We start from the raw sequence: 25,245 nt of genomic DNA, 5'->3' as shown, positions 1-25,245 counted from the left end.
GACAGGTGGGCCCGTGGCCGTCTGTGGTTGCTGTTTCTGTCGGATCCCGCCGGTAGGCTGGGAATCGGGGGGCCGAGGGTCGTCCTGAGACTAGTTGTGCATTGCGATCAGGTGTCGGGCGGCGGTGGTGGCGCCGTCGGGGTTGACTTTGTCGGCGGTTTGTTTGGCTCGGGTGGCCTTGGGGGCGGTGAGGGTTTGGGCGAGGGCTTCGGTTAGGGAGTCTGCTGTGGGGGTGCCTGAGGTGTGGGCGGTTCCGATTCCCAGGGCTTGGACCTGTTGGGCGAAATAGTGTTGGTCCACGTGCTGGGGGATGACGACTTGGGGTGCGCCGGCCTGGGTGGCTGCTGTTGTTGTGCCGGCTCCGCCGTGGTGGACTGTGGCGGCGACTCGTTTGAAGAGGGCCTGTTGGTTGACCTCACCGATGGAGAGGCAGTCGGGTTCGTTGTCCACCAGGGACAGTTCGGCCCAGCCGCGTAGGACTATGGCGCGGCGGCCTAGGTTCCGGGCGGCTTCGATCATGTTCTTGCTGAGGTTCTCCGGGGCGCGGATGCTGCCGAAGCCGAAATAGATCGGGGGCTCGCCCGCGTCGAGGAAGGCCTCCAGTTCTGGTGACAGTGGACGGTCGTCCGGGAGGATCCAGGCTCCGGTTTGGACGACGTCCACGTCCGGTGGGGCCGGGGCCAGCGTCGGATCAGCCGCGAGCCATGGTTTTTCGGTGAACAGGTGGCTGCGTACGTCTTCGACGGGGGCCAAGCCGGCTTCGGCTCGGTGGGAGTTGAGCAGCGCGCTCCAGGTGTTGTTCCAGCGTTGGGTGTCGAGTTCCCAGAGGGCTTCGTCGGAAGCCGGTTTCTGGCCGAGCATTGGGTAGACGGGTGGGGCGTGGTGCGCGGAGGGCAGGAACACCGGGCAGTACGCCGCCATGACGTACGGGATGCCCATCTGCTCAGCCACTGTTCGGGCGGCCACCACGAGATAGCCGCCGTGCACGATGACATCACAGCCCTCCGCCGCCGCGCGGACCGCTGCGAACTGGGCGGCGACTGAGTCTTCCACCATTTTACGGGCCTCGTCGGCGGTGGGCGGCTTGGACTTGCCGGTCGAGCGCAGTTCTGGGCCGAGTGGGGTGAACGGGATGTCGAGATCCGCGAACTGACTGCGGAAGTCGGGCGGGACGCAGGCACGGACGTCCTGGCCCAGGGCCTTCAGCTGCGCCGCCAGCGCTACCACTGGCTGGACGTCGCCGCGTGACCCGATTGTCGTCAACAGCAAACGCATTGAAACTCTCCCCTGTACGTGTCTCCGGCGCAGAAGTCTGGACCAGGACCGGGGTCTTGCCGCAAGCCCCCCACTCTGATATACGTTTCAATGGGAGGGATCAGGGGATCCGCTGGTACTCCGTCAACGCCGTCCGGAACGAGTCGGGCTCCACTCTGATCAAACCGCGGAACGGCTGGTCGAGTTCGATGGCGAAGTAAACCGTGAAGGCCAGGATGCCGGCCAGTGCGGCCAGGCTGAGGATGTGCCGCAAGTCGGCGCTGAAACCGATCAGCAGCGGAAACGTCACCATCGCCACGCCGCCGACAATTGTTCCGAACAGCAACAATTTTAGTAGCGAACTATCTCCGGTCGCCTGTTCGATTCGGGCGCGTCGCTCGTCAGTGACGGTACGGACGTTTTCCAGAGCGGCGTCGCGAGCTGCCGCGACCGGTTCCGGTTCGGCGGGGATCCGGGTGATTTCGGCGCGCAGCGCGACGAGAAGATCATCTGCTTTGGGGTCCGATTTTCGCTGATCCATCAATGACCATTCGCGGTCGGCGACCTCGGCTGTGTACTCGCGTACCAAAGCGCGGACCTGGTCGCGTTCCGGTTCCGGAACGCTTGCGACCTGCCAGTAGATCTCCACGAGACTGGCGGCCTCGGCCGCCGTGTGCTGCTCGGTGGTGTCGGCCTCGGTCCAGGTGATCACCGTGTAGAACGCGAGGACCACGATGAAGAGCGCGTTGAACACGCCGCCGACAAAGCCGAGAGCGTCGGAGTTGTACTCACCCTCCTTTGCGCGTTTTCTGCGACCCGCGAAAACCATGACGACCGCAGTGATCAACATTGATCCGACAACCAGCAGATACACGTAGCCCGGCACGGCAATCATGTTTGACACACCGTTGTGGATAAATCCATGGTGTCGGTGGAAATCCACCGATAGGGGTGAACGTTCTGGCGGGTCGTCACAGACGTGACCTATGGTCCGGTTACTCGTCGTATGGAGGTCGATGTGCGCATATGGGGCCTGATGGGCACACTCTCATTGCTCATTCTCTCAGCGCCCCCGGCGGCCTCCGCAGTCGATCCGATGGCATTGCCGGTGGCCTACGACGAAACCGTTTACGGCGATTTTGCCGCAATAGGCAATACTGTCACGGCTTGTCCGGCGAAACCAGGACACTATCCGGTGAAACTGTGCCTCGACGCGCAGAACCGGGTCGGCAGCGGTCCGTCGGCGCAGAACAACGGACACCCGATGACCTGGGCGGACGTCGATTCCAACGCGAGCACCTTCAACTCCTCCACCGCCCGGCTGACCATTCCGGCCGGCGCCAGGATCGCGTACGCCAAACTGACCTGGGCGGGCGACACCGGCGAGCCGGCGAACGTCCCCTGTGGACGCGGCACGAAACCGCCGGGCCTGCCGCAGCAGCAGGCAGTCTCACTGACCGTCAACGACAAGACCGCTGCCGTGAAACCGGCTCGCTACACCGAAGACGCGTTGAACGACCTGTCCAACATCGACCACCAGTTCTACAGCGCATCTGCAGACGTGACCGGCGAGTTGCGTGCGGTGACCGGCCCGGTGACCGTGACCGTCGGCAATGTCTGGACGCCACAAGGGTTTGACTGCTTCGGCGGCTGGTCGCTGGTGGCGGTCTGGGCGTTCGACCGGCCGCAGCCCAAGGTCGCACCGGCTCGCAAGCAGGTCACGGTGTTCGACGCCCACGTCCACGCCTTCAGCGGCCGAAGCCAGGCGGATGCCCGGCTCCCGGCGGTCAAACCCGCTGGTGGGACGTCTCGTTTCAGCGTCACGGGGTTCGAAGGCGATTGGGCGGTCCCCGGCGACGAGCTGGTGATCAACGGCCGCAACGCCGGTGGCACCGGCAACTTCTTCGTGTCCAGTGCGGACGGACGCGTGAATCCCAACGCACTCAACAACATGAGCGTGGATGTGCAGACCCTGGACGTCGGCGGTGATGTGCTGAGGCCAGGCGACGCCGGCGCCAACCTGTCGTTCACCAGCGGGATGGATGCATACCTGGTCGGCGGTATCGCCGTGTCTGCTCCCCGTCCTGAGCTGACCATCGTGACCTCGTTGGAGCAAAACGCCGCACATCCAGGTGACCAGATCACCCAAATGGTTCTCGTCACCAATACCGGTGGTGCGCCTGCGGTGGACGTCCGGCTGACCGAGGATCTCGGCTGTGACCACACCATTGATCAACTCAAAGCCGGGCAGTCGGTGAAAGCCAGTTGCACCCGCGCCGCGCCCGAACAGGACAAGCAGTTGACCGCGCGAGTGACCGGCCAAAGCCTGATCGGCGACAAGCTTGCCGCCGAGGCCACGACATCGCTCGACATCATCCGGCCCGCGATCGCGGCCACGAAGACCGCATCGCCGACGACTGTCCTCAGCGGACAGACAGTGAACTACACGATCACGGTCCGCAACACCGGTGACACGCCTCTGACCGGTGTCGCTGTGGACGACAAGCAAGTCGACGCCTGCGACAAACTCGAGCCCGGCGAACTCCCGTCAGGCATGGAGAAGATCTTGGAGTGCACAGTCGTCGCAGGTGACGAGGGCTTCACCAACATGGTGACCGCGACCGGGACCGACAAGATCGGCAAGAAGGTCACCAGCGAATCCCGCGCGGCCTTCACGGTCGTCCACCCCAAGATCGACTTCACCGTTCAGCCGTCCACCCGAGCCGCGCGCCCCGGCGAAGTCGTGACGTTCACGGTGACAGTGGGCAATCCAACCGGCATCCCACTCGGCGCAGTGCGCGTGACCGGCACCCCACCCCAGTGCACGCGCGAAATCGGTGACCTCGCCCCCAAGAAGTCGACGACGTACACCTGCCAGGTCGTCATGGGGGAGCGGCTCACCACCGAGCTGACCGTGACCGCGTCGCCGATCATGAACGGCCAACTCATCGCCACCCGCCGCGACACCGTGACCAGGTCAATCACGACGACCGTCTCTGTCGTCACGCCAGTGACCGAGCAGCCTCCGGTGAAGAAGGCGGCCGCTGTCCCCCCAGCCCCACCTGCTCCAATAGCGATGTTCGTCGCCGGCCTCGCGGCCGTGAGCACCTTCGTCACTGTCGGCGCTATCAGCGCAACGGCCCGGCCGAAAAAGTGAGGTCCTACAGCCAGTCTTTGCGTTTGAACGTCGCGTACAGGGTGATCGAGACCAGGACGATGGCGATGGTGGAGATCCACAGGCCGAGGGGGTGGTCGACGCCGGGGACGGGGACGTTCTGGCCGTAGAAGCCGGTGATCGCGGTCGGGACGGCGATGATCGCCGCCCAGCTGGTGACCTTTTTCATGATCAGGTTCATCCGGTTGCCCTGGAGGTTGAGCTGGGTGTCGCGGATGGTGGCGACCAGGTCGCGCAGGGATTCCACCTGCTCGGACGCCCACAGGACATGGTCGAGCACGTCCTGGAAGTAGGGGAGCATGTGCTCGCTGTAGATGGCGCTGTCGCGGCGCATCAAGGGCGTCAGCACCTCGCGCATCGGCGAAACCTTGCGCCGCAACTGCCCCAGGCTCTTGTGCATCGACAGGGACCGGCGTTGCATGTCCGCGGAGTTCGGCGCCTGGGTGAAGATGTCGTCCTCGAGGGTCTCGGTGCGGTCGTCCAGGGCGACCACAGCGTCCAGGTAACTGTCCACAATGTAGTCGAGGACGCCGTGCAGGAGGTAGCCGACGCCGTCTATTTCGGACTCGGCGTCCCAGCGGGTGACCACTTTCTCCATGTTGAAGGCCGGGTCCTTGCGCACTGTGACAAGCGTTTGCTTCGCTATGAAGACAGCCAGTTCGAAGGCTCGCAACTCGCCGGATTCCAGGGTTTCCACGGCATACGCGATGATCAGCGCGTGGCCGGGGTAATGGCTCAGTTTGGGGCGTTCGTGCTGTTGCGTGGCGTCTTCCACCGCGATTTCGTGCAGGCCGAGCAGGCGGCTGATCTCGGCGAGGTCCTGCTTGCCCGGTGCGGCAAGGTCCAGCCAGACGGTCGTGTCCGGATCGGCCAGATTGTCCGCGAGCTGCTCGGGTGCGAAGTTCTCTGATTCCAGCCGGCCATGCCGATACACCCGCGAACGCGTCATACCCAGCCACTTTAGTGCGGGTCCCCGAATGCGCGGGGACCCGCGTCGGTCATGGCGAGAGACGGTTCAGGTCACGTGGGAAGAGCGTGGTCTGGCGAATGTTCGCCGCGCCGACAAGCCGGGCGGTCCAGCGTTCGAGGCCGAGTGCGAAGCCACCGTGCGGTGGCATGCCGTAGGCGAAGGCGTCCAGATAACTCCGATACGGCTCGGGGTCCGGCAGGACCGCGAGGTAGTCGGCGTAGCTGTGCAGCCGTTGGCCTCCGGTGACCAGTTCGACTCCGCGGAACAGCAGGTCGAAACTGTTGGAGTGGTCTGGTCGTCCGGGTTCCGGATGTGTATAGAAAGGACGTTTCCGCATCGGGTATCCGGTGACGTACAAGAACTCTGAGTCGTGTGTGCGCAGCGCCCAGTCCGAAAGGGAGCGTTCGTGCGCTGGCGCCAGGTCGGGTTCGTCCGGCTGTGCGCCGATGAGTGCCAACGCGTTCGCGAAGTGGATCTCCGGGATCTCGGCTGGGACCACCGGCAGTTCGACCTCCGGCAAGCGTTCCCCGATCGTCGAGACCATCGTGCGCAGGGTCTCGGTGAGCACGGCCATCACGTCGTGGTGGTCGGTGATGAAGCCCAGTTCGGCGTCCAGGCTGGTGTACTGGGCCAGGTGCCGGGTGGTGTCGTGCGGTTCGGCCCGGAAGACCGGTCCGACCTCGTAGACCCGCTCGAACACACCCACCAGCGACTGTTTGAACAGCTGAGGGGACTGGGCGAGGTACGCACGGCGGCCGAAGTAGTCGATGCCGAACACGTTCGCGCCGGACTCGGTGACCGTGCCGACGATCTTGGGCGTGTGGATCTCGGTGAACCCCTGGGCGTCCAGGGCTGCCCGGAACCCGGCGACGCTGGCCGCGGTGATCGCGAACTGCGCGCGCATTCCGGGGTGCCGCAAGGCGACGGGCGCGTTGTCCAGGATCGTCGGCAGCGTGGCGGAGAGCCTCGGCCGGTAGAGGTCGAACGGCGGTGCTTTCGCGGGCTCGCTGAGCACGGTGATCACCGGCTGGGTGATCTCCGCGCCGCCGGGCGCCTGTTCGCTGGCCGTGACCATGCCTTCGACCTGCACAACGGTTTCCTCGGTCAGCTCGACCGGCTCGGTCAGCACGACCTGGACCAGTCCGGACCGGTCGCGGATGACGAGGAATGTGACGGATTTCAGCTCACGCCGGCGGTGGATCCAGCCGGCTGTCCGCACGCGGCTGCCGATGTGCCGGGGCACGTCTGCCGCGAGGATACGGGTAATCATCGGGACTCCCTGGTGAAGGAACATCCCCTTGGGAGTGCGGGCGAGAAGGGAACTCGCGGTGCCACCGCACTTTCACCGCCGAAGCGGCCTCTGAAAGCCCGATGACGGGGGCCGGCCGGCGGGGCATTTCCTCCCCGCACTCAGGAGTGTCTTCACCGCGGGGACGCGAGGCCACCTTTCCAGCTACCGGTGGCTCTCTCCGGCTCGCGCGTTCCCTGGCTACTTGTCTCCGTCGACGCGTTGCCAGAAGGATAGGCAGTCAGCTCGCGGAGCACTTACCGATTTTCGCGCAGCTTTGCTCACGTCGAGCGTCTGACCAGGGCAGGCACGTAAGATCTGGGGCTTGGTCGGTCGACGCGGTTGGAGCGGCGATGTCGGTGGTGCCCGGCGCGGGGGCACGGCAGCCCTGGAGAAGGGGCGAGCTGGCGACCCTGGGTGTGGCCAGGCGTGTGGCAGGCGACCTCGCGGGCGGCCTGTCGGGGCCGCGAGTACGTGCGGCGGTGCGTGGAATCCGCAGGTTGCTGGGCGTCAGTGGGGTCGGGCTGGCCGACCTGTCGGGCCGTCTTGAATGGGTCGGGCAGGCGCCGAAGGGCGTCGACACCGACGAGCTGGTCGACGACGTGCTGCACCGCGAGACCCGGGCCGGGCGGTTGCCGACAGTAGCGGTTCCGTTGCACGCGCGGGACGAACTGCTGGGTGTGCTGGTCGTGGCCGGGGCGAGCCGGATGTCGCCGGTGCGGGAGATCGCGGACTGGATCGGCGACGCGCTGGAGCGCAACCGGCTCGAGTCGTTGGCCGACCAGGCCGCCCAAGCCGAACTGCGCGCCCTGCGTGCCGAAATCTCGCCACATTTTGTCTACAACGCGCTGACGGTGATCGCGTCGCTTGTGAAGTCTGATCCGGACCGTTCCAGGGAACTGATGCTCGATTTCGCCGACTACACGCGCTACAGCCTGGCTCGTCACGGCGACTACACAACGGTCGCCGACGAGTTTCATGCGATCGAGACCTATTTGGCGTTGCAGCGCGCGGTCCTGGGCGACAGGCTGCGTGTGCAGATCCGGGTGGCGCCGGAAGTGCTGGCGGTCGCGATTCCGTATCTGGTGTTGCAGCCGTTGGTGGAGAACGCGGTGCGCCACGGGATCGAACCACGGGCCAGGACAGGGCTCGTGCAGGTGCGGGGCGAAGCCGAGGGGTCGGACTGCGTGATCAGCATCGAGGACGACGGGGTCGGCATGGACCCGGTCGTGGCCGAGCGCATTCTCGCCGGTCAGGGCAAAGGGGACAGTGTGGGGTTGACCAATGTGGACCGTCGGCTGCGGAACGTCTACGGTTCGTGGTTCGGGCTCGTGGTGGAGACCGCGCCGGACGCCGGCACACGCGTGGTCGTCCGCGTGCCGATGTTCCAGCCAGGGGTGATGCCCTGATGGGCCTCAACGTCCTCGCGGTCGACGACGTTCCCGCAGCGCTCGACGAACTCTGCCGGCTGCTCAACGACGCCCCGGAAGTCGACGAGGTGGCGGGCGCGGGCGACCCGATCACCGCGCTGAAAATGATCCAGAGCGGCCGGTTCGGCGCGGTGTTCCTGGACATCTCCATGCCCGGACTCGACGGCCTGGAGCTGGCTTCGCTGCTGACGAAGCTGAGCGACCCACCCGCGATCGTGTTCGTGACGGCACATGAGGAGCACGCGGTCGCCGCCTTCGGCATCGGCGCGGTCGACTACTTGCTCAAGCCGCTGCGAGCGGAGCGTCTGGCGGATACCTTGGCACGGGTCACCCGGCACGCCGAGCCGGCGCCTCGCCTCGACGCCATGGCCGCGTTGCCGGTGGAGACCGCTGGGCGGACTCACTATGTGCGCCGGAGCGATGTGCATTTCGTTGAGGCGCATGGGGATTACGTGCGGCTGTACACCGAGGCCGGTTCCCACCTGGTCCGGATGCCGATCTCCCGGCTGCAGGAATACTGGGAGAGTTCGGGTTTCGTCCGGGTGCACCGAGGATTCCTGCTGGCACTGGGGTCCGTCCGCGAGTTGCGCAGCGACTCCGCCGGCGGCCTGCTCGCGCACACAGACGTGGGCGACGTGCCTGTGTCCCGACGGCATTCCCGGGAGTTGCGCGAACGCTTGCTCGCCGCGGCCCAACGCGGCGAACTCGATCGGCGGTCTTGATGCCGCATCGTCGGGTTGCTGTTACCAGTCCGCAGACTCGGTTGGCGCATGCGCGCAGGCGGGCGCGGGGGCGGTGGCGGGTTCCTGTGCTTGATCCGGCGGATGTGGAGCGGGCGCAGCGGCTTTTCCGGGTTCAGCGGCGGCGGGCCATGGTGGCGGTCGGCTGGTTGTTCGCGCTTGTTCTGTTGTTGCCGTTGGGGTTTGAGGTGTGGCCTCAGTTGGATTCGATGCGGGTGTGGGGGATTCCGGTTTCCTGGCTGGCTGTTGTCGTTGTTCCGTTTCCGGCTATGGTTTTTCTGGCGGTCTGGCAGTTGCGGCGGGCTGAGCGGCCGGAGGATGAGGCGTGATCGCCGCTCTGGCTGTTACTCCGGTTGTCCTGATCACTTTGCTGATCGGTCTGCGTGGGGTGGCCGCGATGCGGACGACGTCGGACTTTCTTGTTGCGTCGCGCCGGGTTTCGCCGTTGCTCAACTCGGCGGCTGTGTCGGGGGAGTATCTGTCGGCCGCTTCTTTTCTCGGTGTGGCTGGGCTTGTGGTCAAGGATGGGGTGGGGGCGCTGTGGTACCCGGTCGGGTTCACCGCCGGGTATATCGCGATGCTGGCGTTGGTGGCTGCGCCGATGCGGCGGTCGGGGGCGTTGACTGTGCCGGACTTCGCCGAAGCGAGGCTGGCGTCGCCGCCGTTGCGGAGGCTGGCCGCGGTCGCGATTCTGGTGATCGGCGTTCTTTACCTTGTGCCGCAGTTCCGGACCGCTGGGCTTGTGCTGAGTGTCGTGAGTGGATCGCAGTACTGGGTCGGGGTGGTCATCGCCGGCGCCGTGGTGAGTGTGACGCTCGCGTTGGGCGGGATGAAGGCGGCCACGTACGTCCAGGCGTTCCAGTTCTGTTTGAAACTCGTGCTTTTCATTATCCCGGCCATCTGGCTGCTGCTGCGGGTCGGACCGGACATCCGGGAAGAGGCGCTGCACCCGGTGGAGTTCACGCACTTCGGCCACGACACGTCTGTGACGTTCCGTAGCGCCGTCACGCTGGAAGTCCGCGAGCCGACGAGAGTCCGGACCAGAGGCAGCACGATCACGTTGCCTGTTGGGGATTTTCCGGTTCAGGCGGGCAGCGAGTACACGTTTTTCAAGAACGCTCCGGTGCCCGGCGTTCGAGGGCAGACCCCGCCGGGTGGACCGGGCTGGGAGCGTCCGCTGATCGATCTGCAGGGCGCCGGATATCCGTTGCTGGGAACGTGGGCCGTCCTGCTCGCGACCATGCTCGGCACGATGGGGCTGCCGCATGTGCTCATGCGCTTCCACACCAGCCCGAACGGCCGTGCCGCAAGGAGAACCGCGGCGCTGACGGTCGTGTTGCTGAGCGCGTTCTACTTGTTCCCCGGCATCTACGGGGTGCTGGGCCGGGTGCTGGTACCGCAGCTCTACCTAACGGGTGCGACGGATACTGCAGTTGTCGCACTACCGTCCCAAGTGGATAACGGAGTGTGGGGGGATGCGTTCACCGCGTTACTGACCGCGGGTGCGTTCGCGGCTTTCCTGGCTACCTCACTGGGTTTGCTGCTCGTTGTGTCCGGCGCGATCTCCCATGACCTACTCGCTGGTGGTCTCCGGCAACTGCGTGTGACCGTCGTGTTGTCCGCCGCGGTGGTGGTGCTCCTGGCGTTGCCTGCGGCCCGGCTGGACGCGGGAACCCTTGTGACATGGGGATTCACGGTCGCGGCGTCCACCTTCAGCCCGTTGCTCGTGCTCGGCATCTGGTGGTCGAGGCTCACAGCTCCGGGCGCGATCGCAGGCGTGGCAGTGGGTTTGCTCGCCACCGCCGCCTCGATCGTGATGACGCTGTTCGGCCCGCCGGTCGGCGGCTGGCTGGCGATTCTGGTGGCACAGCCCGCGCCCTGGTCGGTTCCGCTCGCATTCGGCACCATGGTGGTGGTTTCGCTGTTCGGCCGCCCGCCACCCTGGGCGACCACGGCGATGTTGCGGCTGCACCTGCGTGAACAGGAACGTGATCCAGGCCACTCGACCTTCGGTCTCGACCGTTCGTCAACCGTTCGTCGCATGGTTCGGCGGTTTGTCCGATGAGCGAACCAAGGTCCAGACCTCCCTCCTAAGGTGTCGCGGAACACATTCGCGACAGGGAGGTTGCGTGAGTACCGTCTCGCCTGACACACGGCCGCCAGACGCCCAGGATTGGGAGGCGGTCCAAGCCAGCCCCGATTTTGTCGAGTTACGGCGCAGGCTGCGCCGGTTCGTGTTCCCGATGACCGGACTGTTCCTGGTCTGGTACCTGGTCTACGTGCTGCTGGCCGACTACGCGCACGGCTTCATGTCCACCAAGGTCATCGGCAACATCAACGTGGCTCTGATTCTCGGGCTGCTGCAGTTCGTGTCCACCTTCGTGATCACGATGCTGTACGTGCGCTACGCCAACAAGGATCTCGACCCCCAGGCTCAGAAGATCCGTGACGAGATCGAGGGGGACGGCAAGTGAACCTCGCTCAGGCTGTCGCGGGCAGCAACCCGGCACTGAACATCTCGATCTTCGGTGCGTTCGTCGTGGTCACGCTTGTTGTCGTGTTCCGCGCCAGCAAGAACTCCCGCACGGCGGCCGACTACTACGCCGCCGGACGCGCCTTCACCGGCCCGCAGAACGGAATCGCCATCTCCGGCGACTACCTGTCGGCGGCGTCGTTCCTGGGTATCGCGGGTGCCATCGCGCTCAACGGCTACGACGGCTTCCTGTACTCGATCGGCTTCCTGGTGGCGTGGCTGGTCGCGCTGCTGCTCGTCGCGGAACTGCTGCGCAACACCGGCAAGTACACGATGGGTGACGTGCTGGCGTTCCGGATGCGGCAGCGTCCGGTCCGGGCCGCGGCGGCCACGTCCACGCTCGCGGTGAGCTTCTTCTACCTGCTGGCACAGATGGCCGGCGCCGGCGGTCTGGTCGCGTTGCTGCTGGGTATCACCAGCAAGACCGGTCAGGCACTGGTGATCGCGGTCGTCGGCATCCTCATGATCGTTTACGTGCTGATCGGCGGCATGAAGGGCACCACCTGGGTGCAGATCATCAAGGCCGCCCTGCTGATCACCGGTGCCGCCGCGATCACGTTGTGGATCCTCGGCAAGTACGGCTTCAACCTGTCCGCGCTGCTGGGCGACGCGGCGCAGAAGGGCGGCGCGGCCGTCCTCGACCCGGGCAAGCAGTACGGCAAGACCGGTCTCACCCAGATCGACTTCGTCTCGCTGGCACTGGCCCTGGTGCTTGGCACAGCAGGACTTCCGCACATCCTGATGCGCTTCTACACCGTGCCCACGGCCAAGGAGGCCCGCCGCTCGGTGGTCTGGGCCATCTGGCTGATCGGCATCTTCTACCTGTTCACCCTGGTCCTCGGCTACGGCGCCGGTGCGCTGGTCGGGCCCGCGGCGATCAACGCCGCGCCCGGCAAGGCGAACTCCGCCGCACCACTGCTGGCACAGGCACTGGGTGGACCGGTACTGCTCGGATTCATCGCGGCCGTGGCGTTCGCGACGATCCTGGCGGTGGTCGCAGGTCTGACCATCACGGCGTCCGCGTCGTTCGCCCACGACGTGTACGCGAGTGTGATCAAGAAGGGCAAGGCGGACCCGGCCGCAGAGGTCAAGGTCGCCCGGATCACCGCGCTGGTGATCGGCGCGGTCGCGATCGCCGGCGGCATCGTGGCCAACGGCCAGAACATCGCCTTCCTTGTCGCCCTGGCGTTCGCGGTGGCCGCCTCGGCGAACCTGCCGACCATTCTGTACTCGCTGTTCTGGAAGAAGTTCAACACCCGCGGTGCGCTGTGGAGCATCTACGGCGGTCTCGCGGTGTGCCTGTTGCTGATCGTCTTCTCACCGGCGGTGTCCGGCAGCGCCTCGGCGATGTTCCCGTCCGCGGACTTCGACCTGTTCCCGCTGTCCAACCCGGGCATCGTGTCCATCCCGGTCTCGTTCCTGCTGGGCTGGATCGGCACCATCACCTCCAAGGAGCGTGACGACGCCAAGTACGCCGAGATGGAGGTGCGCGCGCTGACCGGTGTGGGCGCCGAGAAGGCAGTCGCGCACTAGGAGAATCACAGCCCTTGGGGCAAGCCTCGGCCGCAGTGTTGGGGTTGGGGCTGGGGAAGAGAAAGGGCCATCCTGCCGCCTGCGGAGGATGGCCCTTTCGCCTGTTCACCAGGTTTTGTAGGAAGTGCCGAGGTTCACCACGACACCGGTGTGTCCTTCGGGGACCGGCCCCTCACCATCGCGAAACATGCTTCCGGCGGGGAACGTCTCGAACGAGAAAGAGGGAAGTTTCTCCTGCCGCGCGAACGTCCAGTAACGCTGCGGGCCGCCGGTCACCAACTTCTGGCCGGTGTAGCCCGCGCTGGACGCTGACTCCAACTGCTGCTGGGTGACCTCGTCCTCACTGCCGGGGCGAATCGTCACGATGAAAAGTCCGGGTGGGGTCAGCAGGTCGCCGGCCCGATAGTCCTGGACAACGGTTCCCCTTCGCGCGCCCAGAACTCTGGCCGCCGCGTTCATCGTGCGCCACGCGATCCTGCGCTGGATGAAGCCGCTGACGATGTAGCGGAGGATGCCCATCGCCCCAGTATGTCCGCGCCACCCGCTTGGCTAGGCAGTTCCGAAGGGATTGTCGACGACGTAGTGCCACTCACCGTCCGGGCCGCGTCGCAGGACGTCAGTCGCGGTGCCCGTCATGCCGACGCCTTCGATGGACCAGTCCACGATGACCAGCGCGATGTCGCAGGCCTGATAGATGTGCCGGATCTCGGCCTTCATGGGCGCACCGAAGCCGAGCAGGTGTGCGGTCGCGGCGCGGCGCTGATCGCCCGTCAGGGGCCGGCCGGGAGCGGGAACAAGGACGCTGTGCTCGTCGTAGAGCTTGTCGAGTGCGTCGGCGTCACCGCGATTGAATGCGGCGACAAAGGTTTCGATCTCGTCATGAATTGTCGTCATGACTCTGTGAGCGTATCACGCGGGTAATCGACTCAAGATCGCGTCCAGTCGGTTATCAACCAGTGCTTGACGATTCGAACATCATGAGTTGGGCCGCCCGGCGGTACGCATCCGGTGCATGCGGGCGTGAAGATCGGCCAGGCCGGGTCCAGCATCGATTCTAGGCGTTGGCAAGATCGATGCCGAGCCCTGAGGGAGATCCACTCCGTGGTCTCGAAAAGTGGCTCTGAACTGTGGAAACTATGGTCTTTAGGGCGGGCGTCAGCGGACCGGTCTGTGAACTTTGTCAGTCGCGAACTGAAACGTGTTCTAGGAGTACAAAATAGTTGGGACGGCTTTGTTCGTGGGAACAATGCCGCCTGTCTCGCTAGTCCACCTGACGCAATTTGGCGAGTCCGGATGGGTGATACCGGCAGTACACTCTCCGGTCGCGGAATTCGAGTGACGTGGATCACAGTCGGGTTCTATTTGCAGGGGCCTACCGTTGGGTAACTTTCTGACCCTGCGATCTGCATCACGTTCACGGGAGGACCGTTGCAACGCCGCGCCGGTTTCACCATGCCAAAATCAGGAGCTCGTCCGACATGACTCTGCTTTCCATTGTCGTGCCGGTACGCAATGAGGAGTCACGGCTGCCTGGCACGTTGCGTGGCTTGACCACCGCGCTGACCGGCATCACCAAGAGCGCCGAGATTGTCGTGGTGGACAACGCGAGCACGGACGGCAGCGTGGACGTCGTCCGCGCGCACCAGTCCGGCCCGATCCCGATCCGGCTCGTGCACTGCCCGCAGCTTGGCAAGGGTGCCGCCGTACGCGCCGGCGTGCTGTCGTCCGACAGTGCCTACGTCGGATTCTGTGACGCCGACCTGGCGACCGATATGGACGCCCTGGGGCCCACACTGCTGCAGCTGGGCGCGGGCGTGAACGTGGTCGTCGGTTCCCGGGCGCACCCGAGCTCGATCGTGCATGCCCGGCACAGCAAGGTCAGACAGGCCGGTGCGTGGTTCTTCCGGCGCGTGGCCAACGGTTTCGTGCCCGGTGTCGGTGACACACAGTGTGGTTACAAGTTCTTCGACCGCAAGACGGCCGACGCTGTGTTCGGTTCGTTGCGCACCATGGGTTTCGCGTTCGACGTGGAGCTTCTGGCGCGGGCGCAACGGATCGGCGCGGTCATCTTCGAGCTGCCGGTGTGCTGGACCGACATCCCGGGGTCGACCTTCCATCCGCTGCGCGACGGCTACCGCAGTTTCGCCGCGCTGGCCCGGATGCGCGCCGTTCTCGCGGAAGTCCAGGAACAGCAGGCCGAAGAGCCTGTCCCGGTCGCGGCGCCGATGCCGGAGGTGGCCTGACTTGGTGTCACCGCTCAACGGTGTGCGAGTGGTGCTGGTGAACTGGCGCGACCGCGAGCATCCGCTCGCCGGTGGCGCCGAGGAATACGCCGTCCGGATGGCCGACGCGATGACCGCGGCAGGCGCCACGGTCACATTCCTCACAGCACGTGGAGAAGGGCAAGGCCCCGGCGATGAGTCGGCCGAAGACCTGCTTGCAGGGTCGAGCATGAGCACAGTCCGCCGGGGTGGCCGGTGGACGGTCTATTTTTGGGCGCTGTGGTGGTTGTTGCGCAACCGAAGCCGGATCGACGTCGTCGTCGATTGCCAGAACGGCATCCCGTTCTTCAGTCCGCTGGTGGTACCCCGGCGGACCAAAGTCGTGCTGGTGATGCACCACGTGCACGACGCCCAGTTCGCGGTGCACTTCCCGCCGTGGCTGGCCCGGATCGGCCGTTGGCTGGAAGGCCCCGCGGCGCGCCGGGTCTATCGGCGTGCGTTGACTGTCGCCGTGTCGGACTCGACCGTTCGCGCGATGCGAGAGCGTTTGGGTTGGCGTGGCAAGGTTGTCGTCGTTCCCAATGGGATGGTCCAACCGCCGGAGGCCGAGCCCGCCCGTTCGGTGCAACCTACTTTGGTCTGCCTAGGACGCTTGGTGACACACAAGCGGGTCGATCGGTTGATAGACATCACCGGCGGCCTGCTCGGCGAATGGCCAGGCCTTCGGCTGCACATCATCGGCACGGGTCCTGAGGAAGACGCGCTGCGAGCTGCGGCGAAACCCTTTGGCGACGCCGTTGTCGTGCACGGCTTCGTCGACGACCCGACAAAAAGCGCTCTGTTACGGCAATCCTGGCTCAACGTGACGCTGTCCGACGGTGAGGGCTGGGGACTGGCTGTGATCGAGGCCGCCGCGCACGGTGTCCCGACGCTGTGCCGCGAGGTCGACGGCCTGTGCGATTCGGTGCGGCACGGGGAAACCGGCTGGCTGGTGGCCTCTGGGGCGGATATCGGCGGAGCCGTCCATGACGCGTTGCGGCTGCTTTCCCGGCCGGACGACGCGGAAATCGTCGCCAAATCGTGCCAGGAGTGGGCCGCGGCCTTCGACTGGGTCTCGAGTGGACATCGGTTTGTCACACATGTCTCGGACCTGCTTTACAGTTCAACCCCGGGCCGTGCCAACGGTCCAGCTTCTCAGGAGGACCTGTGCGACGCGTTGTGAGCCTTGTCGTGCTCGGACTGGGCGTTTTGGCTGTCACAGCCGGAATCACGCTGCGATTCTATGCCTATCCGGCACTGGCCAAGATCCCACACAACATCGAATCCCTCTCGTATGCCAAGGGCAGCGGGATCACCGCGCTGATGTACGTGGAAAAGCCGGGCCAGCCCGCGATCCCCGAGATCCGTCGCAACCTCAGCCTGACGTCGTCGACCTACGTCACCGCCGACATGCAGGCGCCGGAAGTCAAGAAGGACGGCAACATCGCGGTCTGGATCGAGACCAGCCTCGTCACCGAGGACTCGACCAAGTCCACGGTCAACGGCAGTGTCCGTGAGCTGTGCCTGGACCGGTTCACCGCCGAGGCGGTCGGCCCGTGCACCAACGGATACCTGCAGAACACCCTGGAAAAGGGCAAGGACACGCGCAAACGGGCCGACACCAAGGATCCGCAGTTCCCCGGCCTGAACTTCAAGTTCCCGTTCGAGACCGAGAAGAAGACCTACCAGTGGTACGACATCTCCCTGCGCAAGCCGATCGACGCCAAGTTCGAAGCGGTGGACGAGATCGACGGCCTTGAGGTGTACCGGTTCAAGCAGAGCGCGCCGTCGACGAACATCGACAGCCGTGAGGTGCCGGGCTCACTGGTCGGGCAGACCGAGAACACTGTCAAGGCGGGGCTCTACTACGAGGTCGACCGGACGATCTGGATCGAGCCGAACACCGGCGCGGTGATCAAGCTGCGGCAGTGGAGCAAGCAGGAGCTGCGTACCGACACCCAGGGACCCGGTAGCGGCACAGTGGTGTTCGACGGCGCGCTCGAGCTCGACGGGCCGTCGGTGGCCAAGAACGTGTCCATCGCCAAGGAGAACATGTCCCAGCTGTGGCTGCTCACCGGCCTGCCGGTGATCCTGTGGATCGTTGGTGGCGTGCTGACGCTCGCGGGGATCGTGATGCTGGTGCTGTTCAGCCGCCGGCGGGGCGCGCACTCGACTTCCTGAGAACCAGTACCAGGTTCCAGGAAGCCACTTCACGCAGGCCGGGAACGCGCACTACCCAGGTCGCCCACCACGGGTGATAACGGGGCAGTGCGCGTTCCAGCGTGGCGTCCGGATGGTTTCGCGCCCAGCGCAGTGCCGAGCCGATGGATACCGCGAAAAGACTTTCGCCGTAGCAGTTCTTGGGCTCACGGCCGTTTTTCGTGCGGAATCGCTTTCGCGCGTAGTCGCCGCCCAGGAAGTGCCACGGTGACGTTTCATGCCCGCCCCACGGCGAATACCAGGGCGTGAAAGACAGGAAAACCGTGCCGCCCGGTTTGGTCACGCGGACCATCTCGTCGAGCATCCGGCGTGGGTTGCCGACGTGCTCCAGCACGTTGGACGAGTAGCAGATATCGACCGAACCGGTTCGTACCGGCAGTTGCGTGCCGCTGGCGCGAATCATTCCGGGGGTGTACTCACCACGGGCCGAGAGTTCGCCCACATCCGGGTCCAGGCCCAGGTAGTAGGCCCCGGCGGCGCGGAACGCGTCCGCGAAATACCCAGGGCCACCACCGACATCGAGCAATGTGCCGCCGCGCAGGGGCGCGAACTCGGAGACCTGGCGGACAGAGTCGTCGGCCAGGATCCGATAGAAAGTGTCCCGATCGGTCTGTTCGTTGCGGAATGCCTGAAACAGCCGGACCGACCGGTCGAGCGTCGCCGAGCGCGGCACTTTACCGCCGGCCGTAGTCGACAATGCCGTTCGCGTTGTTCGGGGCCGGCAGGTTGTTCCACTCGATCGCACTGTCCGGAGCCCGGTTGTCGACCAGCAGATATGTTCCGCCGCCCGCGATGCCGAGTCCGGCGACCACTGCGATGATCGCACCGACCAGTGTGCCCACGTGCTTACTCCTCGGCTGTGCGTGTCCGGTTTCGAAGCCTGAATCTACCGGCAGGTAACACGAGCCACAATAGCGCTCCGGTCACAACTGTCAATGCTAGTAAATCCCCTGCCAGAACAGGCAAACGCGGCGGTCCCGCCGGTGCGCGGGCGAGCATGCCCGGGACTCGGTAGAGCGTCAGCCACTCGCCCTGCCAGACCGGCTGCAGTCGTTGCAGCACAGCCTGGTCGATCCGGCCAGGGGTCTGATGCTCGACCAGCACCCAGCCGATGCCCATGGCCGCGAGGTTCTCGTTCTCCTCGACAGTGCGGCGGACCTGCTGGGCCCGGGCGTCCTCGCCGGCGATCGGCCGGCCGCCCACCACCACGGTGTCGTCGGTGATCACTGTGCGGGGCAGGATCCTCGGCGCGGGATCGAGCTGGGTCCGGTTGTCGTTCCAGGGAAAACGCCGGAACGCCGACAGCGGAAGGGCGACCACGTCACCGGTCTGCCGGTCGCGTCTGAGCAGGTCGGCGACTGCGGTCCAGTCGCTGGGGTAGGCAGTAGTCGCCAGCCGGTTGAACCCGGCCCACGCGAAGTCCGGCATCGTCACCAGGGGAAGCAACGACGCCACGGTGATCAGGGCGATCCGGTTGGTCAAGTACTTGCTTGCCACCTGGACACCCAGCGCGAACCCGATTGCCATCGGCAACGCCCACCAGGCCGCGTACTTCTGGGAATCCCGCAACAGGCCCGCGCCTGGGATGTGCTCGACCGCCCATCGCAGCGCCACATCACCACCTGGCAGCGTCCCGAACACCGCGATGACCACACCGGCAGCGCCCAGCAACAGCAATCCCCGCAACCACTTCTCGGTCGCGGACTGCAGGCCGATGAACACGACGAGCAACGCGAACAGCGTGAATACCGGCAACAGCGGCATTTCCCGGCTGCCCGGCACCACTTCGGCGTTCCAGATGCCACCGGTGCTGAGCACACTGAGCACTGGTGTGGCCCAGTTCTCCGCCCTGGCCGTGAACGCGCTGATTCCGTCCGGAGAGGACAGTGTCGACTGCAGGATCGACGGCACCCACCAAGGTGCGTTGAGCGCGACCATGGCAGGAGCGGTGACGACAAGCGCCTGCCGTCCGGCGCACACCAACGCCATCCCAGCCGCGAGGATCCCGCCGGTCGGCGTGATCACGGCCGGAGCGCACGCGAGAATGAGCTTGGGCAAGGCCTTGGGCTCGGCGCGCCGCACGGCCAGCCCGGCGGAGGCGATCCACGGAAGACAGGCATACGCGACGAGATACGGCCAATGCCCCATGAACAGCCGCTCGGCCAGATATGCACTCCACCCATACCAGACCGCCGCCACGACACGGATCGGCATGGCGTTGGCCGGCACCAGCCGCCCGGCGCCCCACGGCCCCATCATCAGGGCCAGGAACAGGATGATCTTCTGCACGATGTCGCCGGGCAGAATCGCGGTGAACAACGACATCACGGCGTCCGCGGGCACCGACCGCGGCACGGCCGACCCGAGCCCGAGGCTGTCGGGCACGAGTGGCTGGGCCGGCGCGAAAACCATGTCGTAGTTCAGGACGAACCCGCGTCCGAGCAGCGGGGTGAGGACCAGCAGGGCGAGCAATGCGGATACTGCGGGCAGAACGAACCGCATCTCACCAACTCTCTCCGCGTCGAGCGCCAGATCCGATCATTATCGCCCAGCAAGTACCGGGTATCGCTGTGGTTGCTCCGTGCGGGTGAGGATGATCAGGCGGCCGGGTACCGGCTTCGCGGCTATAGTCCCTTGCGTCCTACCCGTCGGTAGCAAGGGGGACCGTATGGCGAGCACGTTGCCGGCCCGGGCGCGCGTGGACGCTGTCCTGGTCGCGGTGGCATTCGCCGGGTCGAACATCGCGAGCTATCTACTGACGGTGATCGCGGCGCGGACCCTGGCGCCTGCGGTGTTCGGCGAGTTCGGCTCGCTGCTGGCGATCCTGGTGATCGGCGCGGTCCCGGCGATGGGCCTGCAGACCGTCGTCGCCCTCAAGGTGGCGCGAGCGCCGGAGCAGGACCGGGGGCCGCTGGTCACGCTCGGGCTGATGACCAGCGGGACGATCATGGTCGCGGCCTTGGCCGCGTCACCGCTGCTGATGAAACTGCTGCACCTGAACACGCCGTGGGCAGTGCTGTTGCTGGCGCTCGCGCTGGCGCCGATCACCCTTGTGGGGCTCTGCTACGGGATCCTGCAGGGCACGGAACGGTTCAGCCTGATGGCCAGACTGATCGCGACCGAGGCGGTGGGCCGGGTCGGTGGGACGCTGGCCGGGTTGCTGATCGTGCGGACCCCGGTGGGAGCGTTCGCGGGAGCCGCGATCGGCGGCACGCTGGTGGCGCTTACCGGGTGGCTGCTTTGCGGCAGGCCGATGCCGGGTCGGCGGGGCGCAGGGCATGTCAGCGAAGTGCTGCACGCCGTGCAGGCGTTGCTGGCGTTGGTGTTGCTCGTGAACCTCGATCTCGTTCTGGCGCGGCACAGTCTGCCTGCGCACCAGGCGGGTGAGTACGCGGTCGGCGCGGTGGTCACCAAGATCGCGTACTGGCTGCCGTACGCGATCGCGGTCGTCGTGCTGCCGAAGCTGGCCAATGAGGACGTCCGGCGCAAGGTCGTGCCCAAGGCACTGGCGATCGTGGCCGCCGCGGACGCGATCGTCGTGGTGGGGTGCATGCTGTTCGGCCGGACCGTCGTCTCACTGATCGGGGGATCGGCGTACGCGTCGAGCAGCATTCCCGTCTGGCCGTTCGCGCTGGTCGGGTCGTTGCTGTCGCTGGTGCAGATCCTGCTGTACTCCCGGATCGCGAGTGCCGACCGGCGGTCGACCCTGCTGACGTGGCTGGCCGTGGGCGTGGAGATCGCTCTGGTGCTGGGCTGGTGGCACGGGTCGCTGACGCAGGTCGTCTCCGGGGCCGTCGTCGCGACCGCCGCGCTGGCCTGCTTCGGAGCCGTCATCGAGTTCCGCGGCGCCGACTCCCGGTCGCGGGTCGAACCAGTCGATCGACGCTGACGCGGCCGCCGCGAGCGAGAGCAGGATCGCAGCCTGCGCAACGGTTCCGTACGCCCAATCCTGGCCGTGGCCCTGCACCCGGCCGATCACCGCGACGACGGTCGCGATCGCCATGCCACCGCCTGCGAGCAGGCCGGAAACCGCCCGCCGTCGCCGGAACACATAGGCGACAAGCAGACTCGCGATCAGCAGCACAATCGCCAGGACCCCGCCGAGCGCCGCCAGCAGAATCACCAGTGCCACCGGCACCCAGCGACGGCCGCCGGGCGAGGTGCTCACCGGGACACGGCGGCGCACCGGCAGCAGTGTGACGATCAGCAGCAGACCGGCCGCGATCGCGCCGATCAGAAGCCGTTGCCGGTAGGGGATGTCCGGCTCGAACTGCAGGCTGACCGTGACCTCGCCGCCGCCCGGCAGGACCCAGGCCTGCTGCCAGCCGTCGACACGGGTGCGCGCCAACGGCGTCCCGTCGACCTTGGCCACCCAGCCCTCGTTCGCGTTCTCCGGGATGCTGAGGATCGCGGCCTCACCAGGGGCCACGCGTAGTTCCCGTTGCGCCACACCCCATTCCCGGACATCGATCGCACGCTGCCGGGGCGCGGCCGCCGGCGGAGTGTTGGGCAGTACCCGGATGTCCTGCACCACAAAGGCTTCCGACTTCGCGGTGAGCAGTTCGTGCTCACGCGCTTGCAGATCGATGCCTTCGACGAGGTCCCGGCATGTGCCCAGGGCCAGCGGCCGGTGGTTGACGATATCGGCCAGCGTCCCGGAAACCGTTGTCTGGTAAGCGACCCCGTCGACGGTCACGGCTGGGCCCGACCCGCACGGCACGGTGAACGGGGTGGTCTGCGGGATCGGCTTGAACAGATCCTCGGCACCGTTGATCTTGACTTCGCTGATGCCCGCCGGGCCCGCCGGACGGCCGGGTTGCCCCTCGGTCTTGGTGATCGTGATGTCGAGCCGGTTGGTGCTGGCCACGAAATCCACTGAGCCGTCAGAGAACACGGGCACCGTGCGGCTCAGGATCGGTGTACGGATCTCCACCTCGGTCGGCCGGGACGCGCCCGAGGTGGCCGACGTCGTCAGCTTGAGGCCGTTGACGTTGCGGACCTGCGGCCACTCCATCACGATCGTCGGGTCCTGGTCGGTGTAGTCGGAGATCCAGGTCGTCGCCGCGTCGCCGTCGATGGCCGCCCACGCGCCTGCGGCCTGATCGCCCGCGAGCTGGGTGGATGCGGATATCTGGGCCGGAACCGGGACCTTGCCGCCGATCGAGGGCAGGACTGTCCCTTCGAGACGGTAGTTGCCCGGCTGGGACGTGCGGAACAGCCGGTGCACCCCGTCGGGTTCCTCACCGAGCCGGGTCAGCCCGGAATCGCAGCGCTGTTCGCGATCGATCGCGGCACAGGCATAACGGGGCTGCGCCCCACGGCTGAACACGAAACTCGTGCGCTGGCTCGCGCTCGGCGTGACGTCGCTGGGCGCCTGCAGGGCGCGCTGAGCCGTGACACCTGGCACGGCCAGTTCCGCGATCCCGACGGCGCCGGTGTCGCGGTTGGCCGCCACCGACAGCACAGTCACCCGGATCTTGCTGGTCAGACCCGGTGAGACCGGGAACTTCTGCGGCGTTCCGCCACGGCCCACGTCGTGATCACGTGACCCGGAGTCGGTGGTGATCCGGATCCTGGTCACCGGCCAGCCGACCCGCGAGTCGTCCACGATCCTGAGGTCCACCTCGTCGACCACCCGCGGTGTGTCCAGCTCGACCTCCAGCCACTGGCCGGCGGGGCCGCCGACAGTCGAGGACTGCCAGGCGGAGAACGGATCGCCGTCGATCGCGGCGAACGGCATCGAGGACGGGTCCGAGCGTTTGACCGAGTCGGCGAAAGCGGTCGAACTGGACGCGGTGACGCCACGGATACCGCGGTACGCCGCCACTGTCTGATGCTGCAGCCCCTGGAACGGCAGGATGTCGGTGGCCGGGCGATCCTGCCGCGGCTGCTCGTCGGCGGCCAGCGTCTGGCTCAGGTTGTCACGCACGCGCCCGACATTGCGTTCACGGTGCCGCAGACCGTCGGTGACCAGCCAGTCCTGGCCCGGCGCCTGGTTGCTGTCACCGGCCAGGACAGCCGGGCGATCACGTTGCAGCACACCGGCATCCAGCAGCGGCAGGAGCGATTCGGGGCCGCCGCTGACGGTCGCGATGTCGGTGGCGTTGACCGCCATCGCCCGTGCCACAGGCCGTTTGACCTCGTAGATCTCCAGCGTGGGCGAGGCCGGGGCGTCCAGGTCGACCGAGCTGACCGCGGGCTGGTCGCTGGGCTTGGCGTCCGGGCCGAACGTCTTGATCAGCTCGATCCCGGGGGAACGGGCCAGCGCGTCGCGCATCATCGTGACCGGCGGTGCGTTCGTCGCCGCCCGGTCGATGTCGTTACGCAGCAACAGGAAACGATGCCCCGAGCGAGCCAGGAAATCTGCCAGTCCGGGTGAGCCGCGGCCGTCGGCCAGCGCGTCCTCGACCGCGTCCATCAGCCGGGTGTTGCCCTCGGACCCAAGCGGGATCTGACTTCTCAACGCCCATGGCGAACGCGCCAGGGCCTGAGCCGGCTCATCAACGGTCTTTCCCCACGTGTACTCGCCGAACCCGGTGCCGGGCACCAGAAGCGTGCGTGCGTCCGGATCGTTGTCGCCCAGCCACGTCATCGCTGTACGCCAGTAGTCCGGCACGCTCTGCCAACCCGGGCCTGGCCGCAGCGTGAACAACCACGCGGGCGCGGCCATGACCAGCACAAGCGCGACACCAATCGAAAGCCGTGCTCGCGCCGGAACGCCCAGCCGCGATACGGCGTGCATGAACCCGAGCATCAACGGCAGCCGTAACCCGGGCTCGAACTTGTGCACGTTGCGCAGCGGCGCGAGTGGACCGTCCAGCAGCGCACGGACGGTCGTGGACAGCGGGCTGTCGAGCTCGCCGACGTAGCCGATGGTCAGGAAGGTGACGGCGGTGATCACGCCGATCGTGATGAACATCCGTTCGGGCAGGCCACGCCGGACGATTCCGACCAGCCCGACGGCTGCCACCAGGCCGGTGGCGAACATCAGCACGGGGTTGTCGATCAGCATGAACCCCGACGGCCACCAGGGGCTGCCCTCGAAGACGTACGCCACCCACTGGTTCGTCCCGCGCAACGCCTGGAACAGCGACATCGGCGCGGTCGTGTTCGTGGCCGACTCGACGTAGTCCACGAACGGCAGGCTGTACTCGCCGAGCAGCATCAGCGGCAGGAACCACCACACCACCGCCGCGACAACTGCCGCGCACCACCACAGCACAAGCTTCACGTGCTGCTTGGTCCATTGCCGCGTCAGCAGCCAGAGACCTGGCAAAAGCAGCACCATCATCACGACGGCGCCGTTGATACCGCCGATACACAGGATCGCCAGCCCGGACAGGCCTGCCGCGCGCCGCGGCGACCCGATTCTGTCGGCTTTGATCAGCGGCAACAGAACCCAAGGCAGCATCACCGCGGCCAGCATCTCGGCCGACAGCGGGCCGATCTCGGTCAGCATGCGCGGCGCCAGGGCGTACGCCACAGCGCCCGTGTACTGCGCCGCAGGCGTGCCTATCTTCAGCGCTCGTGCGACCGCAAGCACACCAGCGAAGGCGAGGCACAGCAGCAACGCGCACCACAGCCGCTGCGCGATCCAGGGCGGGACCCCGATCAGCTGGAACCCGGCGAAGAACGGCCCCATCGGGAACAGGTAGCCGTACGCCTGGTTCTGCAGCTCACCGCCGGTCGCCGCCGGATTCCACAGGTGCAGCGCGCGCCCGAGGAACGCCACCGGGTCCACGGCCAGGTCAAGCTTGGTGTCGAAAGTGGTGGTACCAGGGCGTTGCAGGAACGAGAGCACGGTCAGGCCGAGCATCACCAGCACGGTGGGATTGCGAAGC

20 protein-coding genes and 1 pseudogene are annotated in these 25,245 nt (G+C 66.3%); 11 read left to right on the top strand and 10 right to left on the bottom strand.

Annotated features, from left to right (window positions below; all coding sequences use genetic code 11):
* Nucleotides 1-90: 90 nt before the first annotated feature.
* Both JOF56_RS51095 and JOF56_RS51090 read right to left on the bottom strand, forming a co-directional pair.
* Complete coding sequence (locus JOF56_RS51095; protein WP_209646677.1) at nucleotides 91-1,275, bottom strand: glycosyltransferase; 1,185 nt, start codon at nucleotides 1,273-1,275, stop codon at nucleotides 91-93.
* A 100-nt stretch (nucleotides 1,276-1,375) separates the two neighbouring features.
* Complete coding sequence (locus JOF56_RS51090; RefSeq protein ID WP_245381014.1) at nucleotides 1,376-2,149, bottom strand: bestrophin-like domain; 774 nt, start codon at nucleotides 2,147-2,149, stop codon at nucleotides 1,376-1,378.
* A 123-nt stretch (nucleotides 2,150-2,272) separates the two neighbouring features.
* On the opposite strand from JOF56_RS51090, the gene JOF56_RS60570 reads away from it, so the two are divergent.
* Nucleotides 2,273-4,411, top strand: a complete 2,139-nt coding sequence (locus tag JOF56_RS60570) for a CLIPPER-2 domain-containing protein (RefSeq protein ID WP_209646675.1) — start codon at nucleotides 2,273-2,275, stop codon at nucleotides 4,409-4,411.
* Between the two features lie 4 nt (nucleotides 4,412-4,415).
* On the opposite strand, the gene JOF56_RS51080 is transcribed toward JOF56_RS60570, so the two are convergent.
* Nucleotides 4,416-5,378, bottom strand: a complete 963-nt coding sequence (locus JOF56_RS51080; RefSeq protein WP_209646674.1) for a magnesium transporter CorA family protein — start codon at nucleotides 5,376-5,378, stop codon at nucleotides 4,416-4,418.
* Between the two features lie 49 nt (nucleotides 5,379-5,427).
* Nucleotides 5,428-6,669 carry an aspartate--tRNA(Asn) ligase gene (aspS, locus tag JOF56_RS51075; protein WP_209646673.1) on the bottom strand — a complete coding sequence of 414 codons (1,242 nt, stop codon included), beginning with the start codon at nucleotides 6,667-6,669 and terminating at the stop codon, nucleotides 5,428-5,430.
* A gap of 371 nt (nucleotides 6,670-7,040) precedes the next feature.
* On the opposite strand from aspS, the gene JOF56_RS51070 reads away from it, so the two are divergent.
* The 6 genes from JOF56_RS51070 to JOF56_RS51045 all read left to right on the top strand — a co-directional run bounded on the left by JOF56_RS51070 (nucleotide 7,041) and on the right by JOF56_RS51045 (nucleotide 12,923).
* Complete coding sequence (locus JOF56_RS51070; protein WP_209646672.1) at nucleotides 7,041-8,096, top strand: sensor histidine kinase; 1,056 nt, start codon at nucleotides 7,041-7,043, stop codon at nucleotides 8,094-8,096.
* Entirely contained in the window at nucleotides 8,096-8,839 is a 744-nt protein-coding gene (locus JOF56_RS51065; RefSeq protein WP_209646671.1) for a LytR/AlgR family response regulator transcription factor, read from the top strand. The genes JOF56_RS51070 and JOF56_RS51065 overlap by 1 nt, the downstream gene beginning before the upstream one ends.
* A complete protein-coding gene (locus JOF56_RS51060) occupies nucleotides 8,839-9,186 on the top strand; it encodes a hypothetical protein (protein ID WP_372448335.1) in 348 nt (115 codons plus the stop codon). Before JOF56_RS51065 ends, JOF56_RS51060 begins: the two co-directional genes overlap by 1 nt.
* Entirely contained in the window at nucleotides 9,183-10,922 is a 1,740-nt protein-coding gene (locus JOF56_RS51055) for a sodium/solute symporter (RefSeq protein ID WP_209646669.1), read from the top strand. Before JOF56_RS51060 ends, JOF56_RS51055 begins: the two co-directional genes overlap by 4 nt.
* A gap of 64 nt (nucleotides 10,923-10,986) precedes the next feature.
* Nucleotides 10,987-11,331, top strand: a complete 345-nt coding sequence (locus JOF56_RS51050; RefSeq protein WP_209646668.1) for a DUF485 domain-containing protein — start codon at nucleotides 10,987-10,989, stop codon at nucleotides 11,329-11,331.
* On the top strand, nucleotides 11,328-12,923 hold the full coding sequence (locus JOF56_RS51045; RefSeq protein ID WP_209646667.1) for a monocarboxylic acid transporter: 1,596 nt from the start codon (nucleotides 11,328-11,330) through the stop codon (nucleotides 12,921-12,923). The genes JOF56_RS51050 and JOF56_RS51045 overlap by 4 nt, the downstream gene beginning before the upstream one ends.
* A gap of 105 nt (nucleotides 12,924-13,028) precedes the next feature.
* On the opposite strand, the gene JOF56_RS51040 is transcribed toward JOF56_RS51045, so the two are convergent.
* Together JOF56_RS51040 and JOF56_RS51035 are read right to left on the bottom strand one after the other, a co-directional pair.
* Nucleotides 13,029-13,442, bottom strand: coding sequence for a hypothetical protein (locus tag JOF56_RS51040; protein ID WP_209646666.1), 414 nt, complete (start codon nucleotides 13,440-13,442; stop codon nucleotides 13,029-13,031).
* Between the two features lie 30 nt (nucleotides 13,443-13,472).
* On the bottom strand, nucleotides 13,473-13,817 hold the full coding sequence (locus JOF56_RS51035) for a YybH family protein (protein WP_209646665.1): 345 nt from the start codon (nucleotides 13,815-13,817) through the stop codon (nucleotides 13,473-13,475).
* A 584-nt stretch (nucleotides 13,818-14,401) separates the two neighbouring features.
* On the opposite strand from JOF56_RS51035, the gene JOF56_RS51030 reads away from it, so the two are divergent.
* From JOF56_RS51030 to pgfA, 3 genes are read left to right on the top strand one after another with little or no spacing between them, the layout of a single operon-like run.
* Nucleotides 14,402-15,166 carry a glycosyltransferase gene (locus JOF56_RS51030; RefSeq protein ID WP_209646664.1) on the top strand — a complete coding sequence of 255 codons (765 nt, stop codon included), beginning with the start codon at nucleotides 14,402-14,404 and terminating at the stop codon, nucleotides 15,164-15,166.
* 4 nt (nucleotides 15,167-15,170) lie between these two features.
* Entirely contained in the window at nucleotides 15,171-16,367 is a 1,197-nt protein-coding gene (locus tag JOF56_RS51025; protein ID WP_209646663.1) for a glycosyltransferase family 4 protein, read from the top strand.
* On the top strand, nucleotides 16,352-17,365 hold the full coding sequence (gene pgfA, locus JOF56_RS51020; protein WP_209646662.1) for a cell envelope lipid trafficking protein PgfA: 1,014 nt from the start codon (nucleotides 16,352-16,354) through the stop codon (nucleotides 17,363-17,365). The genes JOF56_RS51025 and pgfA overlap by 16 nt, the downstream gene beginning before the upstream one ends.
* Here the strand turns inward: pgfA and JOF56_RS51015 are convergent.
* The 3 genes from JOF56_RS51015 to JOF56_RS51005 are packed head-to-tail and all read right to left on the bottom strand — an operon-like array spanning nucleotide 17,331 to nucleotide 19,906.
* Nucleotides 17,331-18,077, bottom strand: a complete 747-nt coding sequence (locus JOF56_RS51015; protein ID WP_209646661.1) for a class I SAM-dependent methyltransferase — start codon at nucleotides 18,075-18,077, stop codon at nucleotides 17,331-17,333. The two genes, pgfA and JOF56_RS51015, sit on opposite strands and share 35 nt — an antisense overlap.
* 1 nt (nucleotide 18,078) lies before the next feature.
* Nucleotides 18,079-18,246: a hypothetical protein gene (locus JOF56_RS51010; RefSeq protein WP_209646660.1), complete on the bottom strand. Its 168-nt coding sequence runs from the start codon at nucleotides 18,244-18,246 to the stop codon at nucleotides 18,079-18,081.
* Nucleotides 18,247-18,250: 4 nt separating this feature from the next.
* The gene (locus JOF56_RS51005; RefSeq protein ID WP_209646659.1) at nucleotides 18,251-19,906 is read right to left on the bottom strand and encodes an MmpA family trehalose lipid delivery protein; all 1,656 of its coding nucleotides are present in this window, start codon (nucleotides 19,904-19,906) and stop codon (nucleotides 18,251-18,253) included.
* Between the two features lie 166 nt (nucleotides 19,907-20,072).
* Here JOF56_RS51005 and JOF56_RS51000 point away from each other — a divergent pair, with 166 nt between their 5' ends.
* Nucleotides 20,073-21,293, top strand: coding sequence for a lipopolysaccharide biosynthesis protein (locus JOF56_RS51000; RefSeq protein ID WP_209646658.1), 1,221 nt, complete (start codon nucleotides 20,073-20,075; stop codon nucleotides 21,291-21,293).
* Nucleotides 21,294-22,184: 891 nt separating this feature from the next.
* Here the strand turns inward: JOF56_RS51000 and JOF56_RS61155 are convergent.
* Nucleotides 22,185-25,220: pseudogene (locus JOF56_RS61155) on the bottom strand (alpha-(1->3)-arabinofuranosyltransferase); the annotation flags it as partial.
* Nucleotides 25,221-25,245 lie beyond the last annotated feature (25 nt).

Source organism: Kibdelosporangium banguiense (assembly GCF_017876405.1).
GTDB lineage: Bacteria > Actinomycetota > Actinomycetes > Mycobacteriales > Pseudonocardiaceae > Kibdelosporangium > Kibdelosporangium banguiense.
Note: the sequence above shows the minus strand (reverse complement) of the source record. Positions and strands in the feature narration are given on the sequence as shown.